The sequence below is a fragment of the Thermus caliditerrae genome (assembly GCF_021462525.1).
Taxonomy (GTDB): Bacteria; Deinococcota; Deinococci; order Deinococcales; family Thermaceae; genus Thermus; species Thermus caliditerrae.
The window spans coordinates 38278-48742 of record NZ_JAKEDT010000020.1; the positions used below are offsets into that span (position 1 = coordinate 38278).

The 10465-nt window shown below is 66.1% G+C and carries 12 protein-coding genes; 4 read left to right on the plus strand and 8 right to left on the minus strand.

The window, feature by feature from the left end; translation table 11 throughout:
- Nucleotides 1-12 precede the first annotated feature (12 nt).
- From L1088_RS10180 to L1088_RS10215, 8 genes are all read right to left on the minus strand, one after another.
- Nucleotides 13-483 (minus strand): GreA/GreB family elongation factor, encoded by a 471-nt coding sequence (locus L1088_RS10180; RefSeq protein ID WP_038046134.1) that lies wholly within the window; start codon nt 481-483, stop codon nt 13-15.
- Nucleotides 484-571: 88 nt separating this feature from the next.
- A complete protein-coding gene (locus tag L1088_RS10185) occupies nt 572-934 on the minus strand; it encodes a hypothetical protein (RefSeq protein ID WP_038046136.1) in 363 nt (120 codons plus the stop codon).
- A 4-nt stretch (nt 935-938) separates the two neighbouring features.
- Complete coding sequence (locus L1088_RS10190) at nt 939-1337, minus strand: diacylglycerol kinase (RefSeq protein WP_234554922.1); 399 nt, start codon at nt 1335-1337, stop codon at nt 939-941.
- The gene (ybeY, locus tag L1088_RS10195) at nt 1292-1711 is read right to left on the minus strand and encodes an rRNA maturation RNase YbeY (protein WP_234554923.1); all 420 of its coding nucleotides are present in this window, start codon (nt 1709-1711) and stop codon (nt 1292-1294) included. The genes L1088_RS10190 and ybeY overlap by 46 nt, the downstream gene beginning before the upstream one ends.
- Nucleotides 1689-2684 carry a PhoH family protein gene (locus L1088_RS10200; protein ID WP_038042760.1) on the minus strand — a complete coding sequence of 332 codons (996 nt, stop codon included), beginning with the start codon at nt 2682-2684 and terminating at the stop codon, nt 1689-1691. The genes ybeY and L1088_RS10200 overlap by 23 nt, the downstream gene beginning before the upstream one ends.
- The gene (locus L1088_RS10205; protein WP_038042758.1) at nt 2648-3046 is read right to left on the minus strand and encodes a hypothetical protein; all 399 of its coding nucleotides are present in this window, start codon (nt 3044-3046) and stop codon (nt 2648-2650) included. Before L1088_RS10205 ends, L1088_RS10200 begins: the two co-directional genes overlap by 37 nt.
- Nucleotides 3043-4020 carry a flotillin-like protein FloA gene (gene floA / locus L1088_RS10210; protein WP_234554925.1) on the minus strand — a complete coding sequence of 326 codons (978 nt, stop codon included), beginning with the start codon at nt 4018-4020 and terminating at the stop codon, nt 3043-3045. The genes L1088_RS10205 and floA overlap by 4 nt, the downstream gene beginning before the upstream one ends.
- Before the next feature lies 1 nt (nt 4021).
- A complete protein-coding gene (locus tag L1088_RS10215) occupies nt 4022-5290 on the minus strand; it encodes an NfeD family protein (protein ID WP_234554926.1) in 1269 nt (422 codons plus the stop codon).
- A 47-nt stretch (nt 5291-5337) separates the two neighbouring features.
- Here L1088_RS10215 and aroE point away from each other — a divergent pair, with 47 nt between their 5' ends.
- The 4 genes from aroE to L1088_RS10235 all read left to right on the plus strand — a co-directional run bounded on the left by aroE (nt 5338) and on the right by L1088_RS10235 (nt 10407).
- Nucleotides 5338-6132, plus strand: a complete 795-nt coding sequence (gene aroE / locus L1088_RS10220) for a shikimate dehydrogenase (protein WP_234554927.1) — start codon at nt 5338-5340, stop codon at nt 6130-6132.
- Entirely contained in the window at nt 6133-6711 is a 579-nt protein-coding gene (locus L1088_RS10225; protein WP_038042750.1) for an IMPACT family protein, read from the plus strand. It abuts the gene before it with no gap.
- A 9-nt stretch (nt 6712-6720) separates the two neighbouring features.
- The gene (polA, locus tag L1088_RS10230) at nt 6721-9222 is read left to right on the plus strand and encodes a DNA polymerase I (protein ID WP_234554928.1); all 2502 of its coding nucleotides are present in this window, start codon (nt 6721-6723) and stop codon (nt 9220-9222) included.
- 72 nt (nt 9223-9294) lie between these two features.
- The gene (locus L1088_RS10235; protein WP_234554929.1) at nt 9295-10407 is read left to right on the plus strand and encodes an RCC1 domain-containing protein; all 1113 of its coding nucleotides are present in this window, start codon (nt 9295-9297) and stop codon (nt 10405-10407) included.
- Nucleotides 10408-10465 lie beyond the last annotated feature (58 nt).

Consider the following 10465-nt stretch of genomic DNA (forward strand, 5'->3'; position numbering starts at 1 on the left):
GGAAGGTGTGGTTTAGCCGCTTACCGCCACCACCCGGAACTCCTTCTTGCCCCGGGGGGTTTCCAAGGCCAGCACGTCCCCCACCCGGTGGCCCAGGAGGGCCTTGCCCATGGGGGAGGCATCGGAGATCTTCATGGGGGTTTCCAGGACGCTGGCTTCTGCGGGGGAAACCACCTGCACGGAGAGGCGCTCCCCGGTCATGGGGTCTTCCAGCTCCACCACGGAGCCCAGGCCGATGACCTCCGTGGCCGCCTCTTCCAGGATCACCGCCCGGGAGAGGACGTCCTCCAGGCTGTCGATGCGCGCCTCAATGCGGGCCTTTTCCTGCTTGGCCGCCTCCAGCCCGGAGTCGTCGTAGTCGTCGGAGGACTCCATGAGCTCTTGCAGGATCTGGGTGGCCTGCTGCAGGCGCTCCCGCTCCTGCTCCAGCTGCTTCATGAGCCGTTCGTAGCCGGCCTTGGTTAGCTTCACCTCGCGCGCCATAGCTCACCTCGTGCGTCAGGGTTCGGTCCCCGCTGGGAAGATTGAGAGGCCGGCCAAAGCCGACCTCCACGGCCCAAGGGCCTCCTTCTCAGGTGAGTATACCCCGAAGGAGGATTTCCCTCAAACGCTCGGGCTCCGCATGGCTGGCGCAAGAGCCCGTGTCCTGGCAGAGAACCAGGTAGCGGAGGTGGGTGGGCCTTCCCCCTACGGGGTGGCGGAAGAAGCCGAGGGCGTTCCCTGAGAGGTGACGGCGGCACGCCTCGCACACCTGGGGGGTGGTGGCGGTTCCGGGCAGGGGTTCCAGCACCAGCCGAAGCTCCGGAGGGCCTTTTTCCAGGATGACCACCCGGCCCTCCTCGTCTCGGTAATAAAGAATCTCCCCGATGGGGAGAAGGTCAGGGGAGGTGCCTGGGAAGAGCTCCAGGATCAGCTCCCTTTCCTCGTAGTCCATGCCTCTAGCTTAGCCCAAGGCGGGCCAGGAGGGGGGGGAGGAAGAGGTAGAGGCCCAGGAGGAAAGCGGTGAGGCTGGCCAGGAGTACGGCGCCTGCCGCCGTGTCCTTGGCCCGCTTAGCCAGGGGGTGGTAGACGGGGCTCGCCAGGTCGGTGAGGGCCTCGAGGGCCGTGTTCAGAAGCTCCAGGGAGAGGACCAAGGCTGTGAGGAGGAGGACCGGCACCAGGCTCACCCCGAGCCATAGGGCAAGGCCCAAGGCCAAGGCCGCCAGGCACACCTCCACCCGGAAGTTGCGCTGCACCCGCCAGGCGTACCGCACCCCTTCCCAGGCGTAGCCGAAGGAGCGCAGAACCCCTTTTAGAGGCTGAGGATCCTCTCTTGGACGCGGCGGAACCCTTCCCAATCCTCCTCCTGCTGGTGGTCGTGGCCTAAGAGGTGCCAAAGCCCATGGGCCGCCAGGACCAGGACCTCCTCCTCGAGGCCCATCCCCCGCGCCTCGGCTTGGCGCTTGGCCGTGTCCAGGCTGATCCAGATGTCCCCCAGGTGGGGGGGTACGAAGGGATCCCCGGGTTCATAGTGGGGAAAGGAGAGGACATCCGTGGCCTCGTTCTCCCCCCACCACGCCCGCTTGAGCGCCCGGATCCTGCGGTCCCCGGTGAGGATGACCGTGACCGCCTTGTCCCCCACGCCCAGTTCCTCCATCAGGGTGGAAAGAGCCCGGCGGAGCCTAGGGATGAGGCCGCGGGGCGGACGCTTATTGGCTACGATCGCCACCACGTTCCGCTTCCTCGTAGGCCTTGATGATGCGGGCCACCAGGGGGTGGCGCACCACGTCGGACTCCTTGAAGTAGATGAAGGCGATGCCCTCAATGCCCTTGAGGATGCGGATGGCCTCCACCAGCCCCGACTTCTGGTGCTTGGGCAGGTCGATCTGGGTGATATCCCCGGTGATGACCATCTTGGAGGAGAAGCCCATGCGGGTGAGGAACATCTTCATCTGCTCCGGGGTGGTGTTTTGCGCCTCGTCCAAGATGATAAAGGCATCGTTCAGAGTGCGGCCCCGCATGAAGGCCAGGGGGGCCACCTCAATGATCCCGGACTGGAGGTACTGCTCAAAGCGCTCGGCGTCGATCATGTCAAAGAGGGCATCGTAGAGGGGCCGGAGGTAGGGGTCCACCTTGGCCTGGATGTCCCCGGGCAGAAACCCCAGCTTTTCCCCCGCCTCCACCGCCGGCCGGGTGAGGACGATGCGCTTAACCCTCTTGGCCCGAAGGTGGCTCACCGCCATGGCCACCGCCAAATAGGTCTTGCCGGTTCCCGCAGGGCCCACCCCGAAGGTAACGTCATGGTGGGCGATGGCCTCCACGTACCGCCTCTGCCCCGGGGTTTTGGGCCTAAGGCGGCCCGGTAGCGCCAGCTCGGTTTCCGGGGTGGTGGCCTGGTACAGGCCCTCCCCTTGTAAGGCCAGGGCCACGGACTGTTCCAGGGTGGGCGGGTCCAGCTCCGCTCCTTGCCTGAGGAGGGCCAAAAGGTCCCGCACGGCCCGCTCGGCCACTTCTACCGCTTCCTGGTCACCCTCCAGTTCCACCTGGTTACCCCGCGTGATGAGCTTGAGCCGATCGCCGAAGGCCTCCCGGAAAAGGGAGCGGAGCTTCTTCAGGTTGCGGTCCGCCTGGCCCAAGAAGGCCAGGGTTTCCTCGGGTTTTAGCGGGATTACCAGCCTTTGGGCCTCTTCAGGATTTCGTGCCATATCACCCCTTTCAGGATGCTCTCACCGTCTGTGGCCAACAGCTTTCTTTTGGGAGCCCTTTGGGGCTCCTCTTCCGGGCTTGGGGTGGCGCGGAAGCTGACCTCCAAGGGGGTTCGCTCCGGGCTGGGGTAGCGCTCCAAGGAGGCCGCCTCGGTGGGTTGGGAGGGAGGGGGGGTAGGCCGGGGTTTCGGCTTGGGTCGGGCCTTGGGCTTGGGGCGGGGTAGGGGCTCCGGTAAGGGCAGGTCCTCGGGAAATCCCGGGGGGGTGGGGGGAGGCTGGCCCCGGCGGCTTAGGCCCTGCAGGGCGGGGATGACGATGAAGAAGAGTAGGAAAAGGAGGCCCAGGAGGTCGTCTAGGCTCATTCCTCACCCTCGGGCTTGGCCGCCCGACTGATGGACTCCCGCATCTCGGTGTCGGCCTCGATGTTCTTCAGGCGGTAGTAGTCCATGACCCCAAGCTTTCCCGCGCGCAAGGCTTCCGCCAGGGCCAGGGGCACCTGGGCCTGGGCTTCCACCAGCTTGGCCCGCATGGCCTCCACCAGGGCCCGGTTCTCCTGCTCCGCGGCCACCGCCATGGCCCGGCGCTCCTCCGCCTTGGCCTGGGCGATCTTCTTGTCGGCCTCCGCCTGGTCGATCTGGAGCTGGGCCCCGATGTTCTTGCCCACGTCCACGTCCGCAATGTCCACCGAAAGGATCTCAAAAGCCGTGCCCGCGTCCAGGCCCTTTTCCAGCACGGTCTTGCTGATGCGGTCGGGGTTTTCCAGGACCTCCTTGTGGGAGAGGGCGGAGCCGATGGTGGTCACGATGCCTTCCCCCACCCGGGCGATGATGGTCTCCTCCCCGGCCCCACCCACCAGGCGGTCGATGTTGGCCCTCACCGTTACCCGGGCGGTGGCGAGAAGCTGGATTCCGTCCTTGGCGACCGCGGCCACCATGGGGGTCTGGATCACCTTGGGGTTCACGGAGACCCGTACCGCCTCCAGCACATCCCGCCCCGCCAGGTCGATGGCCGCGGCCCGATCAAAGGTGAGCTTGATGCCCGCCTTGTCGGCGGCGATCAAGGCGTCCACCACCCGGTCCACATTGCCCCCCGCCAGGTAGTGGGCCTCGAGGCGGTCCAGGCGCACGTCCAGCCCCGCCTTGGTGGCCTTGATGAGGGGGTAGATGATCTTGGCGGGGGGAACCCGCCTTAGGCGCATGGCCACCAGGGTGATGAGGGGCACCCTGACCCCTGCGGCCCAGGCGGAGATCCAGAGGCCTACGGGGATGAAGCTGAAGAAGAGAAAAACGAGGACAAGAACAACAAAAGCCAGAAAGAGCACGCCAAGTCCTTCCATATCATTCCTCCAAGGCTTCCACCACCACCGTGGGTCCCCTGACCTCCACCACCCTTAAGGTGGTGCCCTTGGGCAGGAAACCCCGGTTGGCCACCACATCGATGCGCTTGTTGCCGAAGCGGGCCACCCCCCCGGGTCTCAGGTCGGTCAGGGCCACGCCGATGGCGCCCACCTCCACCTCGTCCCCGGTGGCGTGTTCCGCGATGGTGCTTTCCAGCACCAAGGCCCTTGCTGGCCGGGTCCTGGGTAGGAAGCGAAAGACCATGAAAAGGCCAAGGCCCAGGGCGATCACCGCGATGGCGATGACCATCAGGGCGTTCTCCCCGAAGGTGAAGTACACGGAGGCCAATATGGATCCCACGCCCAAGGCCCCAGCGATGCCAAACCCAGGGAAGAGGAAGGCCTCGGCCAGGAGGAGGGCCACCCCCAGGAAGAAGAGGACGAGCTCGAAGGCCCCGGAAAGCCCGGCAAGCCACCCCCCGGCAAAGTAAAGGGCCAAAAAGGCCAGGCCCAAGGCCCCCATCACCCCAAAGCCCGGGGTGAAGAGCTCGAGAAGGAGAAGAAGAAGCCCAAGGGCCAGGAGAAGCCCCGCCACGGTGGAGCTGGTGAGGAAGCGGGCCACCTGCACCCGGGGGCCGGGCTCCAGCCTTTCCGTCTCCAGGCTGAACCCGGCCTGCCGGAGGGCCTCGGGGAGGCTGGCCGCCCGGAAGTCGGCCACCTTCAGCTCCACCGCCTTGTCGGCGGAAAGGGTAAGGGGCTCCCCCTTGGCGGAGAGGCCGGGGATTTCCAGGTTGGGGTCCACCATGGCCTCGGCCAGCTCCACCGGCCTGCCCCGGGCTTCCGCCACGGCGCGGAACTTGCCCTTAAGGGCGGAGATGATCTTCTGGTCCGCCGCCTGGGGCTGTTGTAGGGGCAGGGCCACCACCGGCAGGGCGGCCCCGATTTCCGAGCCCGGCAGCATGGCGATCTGGCGGCAGGAAAGGGCGATCAAAGCCCCTGCAGAGAAGGCGTTTTGCACCACGGCCAGGGTGGGGAGGGGGGTTTGCAGGATGCGGTCGGAGATGCGGATGGCGGCGTCCACCCGGCCCCCTGGGGTGTCGATGAGGAAGACCACACCGCTCGCCCCTTCCCGTTCGGCGCGGGTCAGGGCCTGCTCCACAAAGACGGCCAAGGCGGGGTCGATCTCCCCCTGGATGGGGACGAGGTAGGTTTTCCCCAGGGCCAGGGAGAGCAGGAAGCATAGGGCAAGGAGCCTTTTCACCGTCCTCATTCTATAGGGCTTTGGCGGGGGAGTGTGGTGGGGTTATCCTAAAGTCCGTGCTACGCCTAGCGGTGTTGGGCCACCCCATAGCCCACTCCCTCTCCCCGGCTATGCACCGGTACGCCCTGGGCTCCCTGGGCCTCAAGGGGAGCTACGAGGCCTGGGAAACCCCCCTCGAGGCCCTGAAGGACCGCCTGGAGGAGGTGCGCCAGGGGTACCGGGGCGTGAACCTGACCATCCCCCTTAAGGAAGCGGCCCTGCCGTTTTTGGATTGGATCTCCCCGAAAGCCCAGGCCATCGGGGCGGTGAACACGGTGCTTTCCGTGGAGGGGAGGCTTTTCGGCTTCAACACCGACGCCCCCGGGTTCCTCGAGGCCCTCAAAGCAGGCGGCATCCCCCTGGAAGGCCCCGCCTTGGTCCTGGGGGCGGGGGGAGCGGGCCGGGCGGTGGCCTGGGCCCTGAAGGAGGCGGGGCTGGAGGTCTGGGTGTGGAACCGCACCCCCGCTCGGGCGGAGGCCCTGGCGGAGGCGTTTGGCCTGAAGGCCGTGTCCCTGGAGCGAGCGAAGGAGGCCCGGCTCCTGGTGAACGCCACCAGTGTGGGGTTGAAGGATCCAGGGGCCACGCCTTTGCCCCCGGAGTTCCTTCCGGCGGAGGGGGCAGCGGTGGACCTGGTCTACCGCCCCCTCTGGACTCGGTTCCTGCGGGAGGCCCAGGCGCGGGGGCTCAAGGTGCAGACCGGGCTTCCCATGCTGGCCTGGCAGGGGGCCTTGGCCTTCCGCATCTGGACGGGCCTTCTCCCCGACCCTAGGGGCATGGAGGAGGCGGCTCGCCAGGCCTTGGAGGGAGAGTGAATGGCCTACACCCTGGCAGCCCCGGTGGTTCACGAGGAGATCATTCAGAAAAGCCGCTTCCTCGCCAAGGCGGCCCCGGTGGCCTCGGAGGAGGAAGCCTTGGCCTTTTTGGCGGCCCAGCGGGAGCCGGAGGCCACCCACAACTGCTACGCCTACAAGATCGGTTCTCTTTATCGCTTTTCCGACGACGGCGAACCCACGGGCACCGCGGGCAAGCCCATCCTGCACGCCATCGAGGCGGGGGGACTGGACCGGGTGGTGGTCCTGGTGGTGCGCTACTTCGGGGGGGTGAAGCTGGGGGCCGGGGGCCTGGTGCGGGCCTACGGGGGGGTGGCGGCGGAGGCGTTGCGGCGGGCTCCCAAGGTGCCCTTGGTGGACCTTGTGGAGGTGCGCTTCCGGGTGCCCTTCGCCGAAGTGGGCCGGGTCCACGGCCTCTTGCGCGCCCGCGGCCTTGCGGCGGAGGAAACCTACCTGCCCGAGGGGGTGGCTTTCGCCCTACGTCTTCCAGAAGAGGAGAAGGAGGCTTTTCTTAGGGCCCTTGGGGACCAGACCCGGGGCCAGGCCCAGGTGGAGGGGTGAGCCCTTACCATGGAGGCGATGCTGCCCCTCTTCGAACCCAAAGGCCGCCTCCTTCTGGTGGATGGCCACCACCTGGCCTACCGCACCTTCTTCGCCCTGAAGGGCCTCACCACCAGCCGCGGTGAGCCCGTGCAGGCGGTATACGGCTTCGCCAAGAGCCTCCTCAAGGCCCTGAAGGAGGACGGGGATGCGGTGATCGTGGTCTTTGACGCCAAGGCCCCTTCCTTCCGCCACGAGGCCTACGAGGGGTACAAGGCGGGCCGGGCCCCCACCCCGGAGGACTTTCCCCGGCAGCTGGCCCTTATCAAGGAACTGGTGGACCTTTTGGGCCTCACCCGGTTGGAGGTACCGGGCTTTGAGGCGGACGACGTCCTGGCCACCCTGGCCAAGAAGGCAGAGCGGGAAGGGTACGAGGTGCGCATCCTCACCGCGGACCGGGACCTCTACCAGCTTCTTTCGGACCGAATCTCCATCCTTCACCCGGAGGGTTACCTGATCACCCCGGAGTGGCTTTGGGAGAAGTATGGGCTTAAGCCTTCCCAGTGGGTGGACTACCGGGCCTTGGCCGGGGATCCTTCCGACAACATCCCCGGCGTGAAGGGCATTGGGGAGAAGACGGCGGCCAAGCTCATCCGGGAGTGGGGAAGCCTGGAGAACTTGCTGAAGCATCTGGAGGAGGTAAAGCCCGCCTCCGTTCGGGAGAAAATCCTCAGCCACATGGAAGACCTCCAGCTATCCCGGGAGCTTTCCCGGGTGCGCACGGATCTCTCCCTGGAGGTGGACTTCGCCCGGAAGCGGGAGCCCGACCGGGAAGGGCTTCGGGCCTTTTTGGAGCGCCTGGAGTTCGGAAGCCTCCTCCACGAGTTCGGCCTCCTGGGAAGCCCGGTGGCGGCCGAGGAGGCCCCTTGGCCGCCCCCAGAAGGGGCCTTCGTGGGCTTTGTCCTCTCCCGTCCCGAGCCCATGTGGGCCGACCTCCTGGCCCTGGCGGGGGCCCAGGGGAGCCGGGTCTTCCGGGCGGGGGACCCCTTGGCGGGCCTAAGGGACCTCAAGGAGGTGCGGGGGCTTCTGGCCAAGGACCTTGCCGTCTTGGCCCAGCGGGAGGGGCTGGACCTCCTCCCGGGGGACGACCCCATGCTCCTCGCCTACCTCCTGGACCCTTCTAACACCGCCCCCGAGGGGGTGGCCCGGCGCTACGGGGGGGAGTGGACCGAGGAGGCGGGGGAAAGGGCGTTGCTTTCCGAAAGGCTTTACGCCGTCCTCCTGGAGCGGCTTAAAGGGGAGGAGCGGCTTCTTTGGCTCTACGAGGAGGTGGAACGGCCCCTCTCCCGGGTGCTGGCCCGGATGGAGGCCACCGGGGTGCGCCTGGACGTGGCCTACTTGAAGGCCCTTTCCCTCGAGGTGGAGGCGGAGATGAAGCGCCTCGAGGAGGAGGTCTTCCGCCTGGCAGGGCACCCTTTCAACCTGAACTCCCGCGACCAGCTGGAGCGGGTGCTCTTTGACGAGCTGGGGCTTCCCGCCATCGGCAAGACGGAGAAGACGGGCAAGCGCTCCACCAGCGCTGCGGTGTTGGAGGCCCTGCGGGAGGTCCACCCCATCGTGGACCGCATCCTGCAGTACCGGGAGCTTTCCAAGCTCAAGGGCACCTACATCGACCCTCTGCCCGCCCTGGTCCACCCCAAGACGGGCCGGCTCCACACCCGCTTCAACCAGACGGCCACGGCCACGGGGAGGCTTAGTAGCTCCGACCCCAACCTGCAAAACATCCCCGTGCGCACCCCCTTGGGCCAGCGAATCCGCCGGGCCTTCGTGGCCGAGGAGGGCTGGGTCCTGGTGGCCTTGGACTATAGCCAAATCGAGCTCCGGGTCCTGGCCCACCTCTCCGGGGACGAGAACCTCATCCGGGTCTTCCAGGAAGGGCAGGACATCCACACCCAGACCGCAAGCTGGATGTTTTCCGTGCCCCCGGAAGCCGTGGACCCCCTCATGCGCCGGGCGGCCAAGACCATCAACTTCGGGGTCCTCTACGGCATGTCCGCCCACCGGCTTTCCTCGGAGCTTGCCATCCCCTACGAGGAGGCGGTGGCCTTCATCGAGCGCTACTTCCAGAGCTACCCCAAGGTGCGGGCCTGGATTGAGAGAACCCTAAAGGAGGGGCGGGAGCGGGGTTATGTGGAAACCCTCTTCGGCCGCAGGCGCTACGTGCCGGACCTGGCTTCCCGGGTGAAGAGCGTGCGGGAGGCCGCCGAGCGCATGGCCTTCAACATGCCGGTGCAGGGCACCGCCGCCGACCTGATGAAGCTGGCCATGGTGCGGCTCTTTCCCAGGCTTGGGGAGCTGGGAGCCAGAATGCTTTTGCAGGTGCACGACGAGCTGGTCCTCGAGGCGCCTAAGGACCGGGCGGAGGCCGTGGCCGCCCTGGCCAAGGAGGTGATGGAAGAGGTCTGGCCCCTGGCCGTGCCCCTGGAGGTGGAGGTGGGCATCGGGGAGGACTGGCTTTCCGCCAAGGGTTAACGCCCGCCTCAAGGAAGGCTCATAAAACGCTCATCAAGCGCGTTTAGACTTCTCCCGGAAGGGAGAAGAGCTATGAAAAAGCGTTGGATTGTAGCGGTGGCCGTGGCCTTAGGGTTGGCCGGGGTGCTGGGTCAGCAGGTGAGCTTGCCCAAGCCCGAGGGTCCCAGGGTGGAGGTGGTGGCCAGCACCATCAACGCCAAGGTCAAGGTGCCGGGATGCACGCGGGATGCAAACGGGCAGGTGGTGTGCGCCGTCACCTTTGAAAGCCAAGCCCAGACCAACCAAAGCGTGGTGGTGCTCCATAGCTCTGTGCGGGCGGTGGCGCCGGATGGTTTTAGCTACCCTGGGTACCTGGTGGTGGAGGGAGGTACCACCGACGGCACCAAGACAACCTTTTCCCTGCCCGCTGGGGGCCGGGCCAACGGGCGCTTGGTATTCCCGGGGGTACCTCAGGAGGTTGGGGTGTTCCCCTTGATGCAGTTGGGCGGGCTGGAGTTTCGTGGCCTTCCCGTGGCCGGGGCGGCCCCTGCCCAGGCGGAGCCAAGCGGACAGGCCAAGCAGAGCACGGCCAGCGCTGCTTCGGCGCCGCTTTCCCGGCCTTCGGGCAACACCTGGGAAGCCTGGGAGGGGCGGATCAGCTTGGGACCTTGGCATGCCCTCTATGTTGCCAAAGATGGGACCGTGTGGGCTTGGGGACGGAACCAGGATGGTGAGCTGGGTATCGGTAAAAAATCAGAAGTGGAATTGAAGCCTGTGAGAGTTCAGGGTCTTACGGATGTGGTTGCGGTTGTAGCAGGGCATGGACATTCCCTTGCCCTTAGGAAAGATGGGACAGTGTGGGCGTGGGGTCAGAATGACAGAGGACAAGTAGGTCCGACAGCGAATCCCCTTGTACCTACCCAGGTTAGGGGATTGACAGATGTGGTGAAAATTGCTGCAGCTACGCAGACGAGTTATGCGTTGAAAAGAGATGGTTCTGTTTGGGCTTGGGGTTGGGGGCGGTGGGGAATGTTAGGTACAGGCGATTTTGAGGATAGGTTAATTCCTACACAAGTTAAGCTTCCTGCTAGGGTGCAAGCAATCAGCGTCATAGCTGAGACTGTTGCAGCTGCGCTGGATGTGGACGGAGCGGTGTACACCTGGGGTAATCCTTGGGCAAATCAATTAGGGACGGATCAGACTTGACCGTTATACCGCATAGAGCCCCAGGAACCTGAGGGCGGAGAGGGGATGGAAGGAGAAG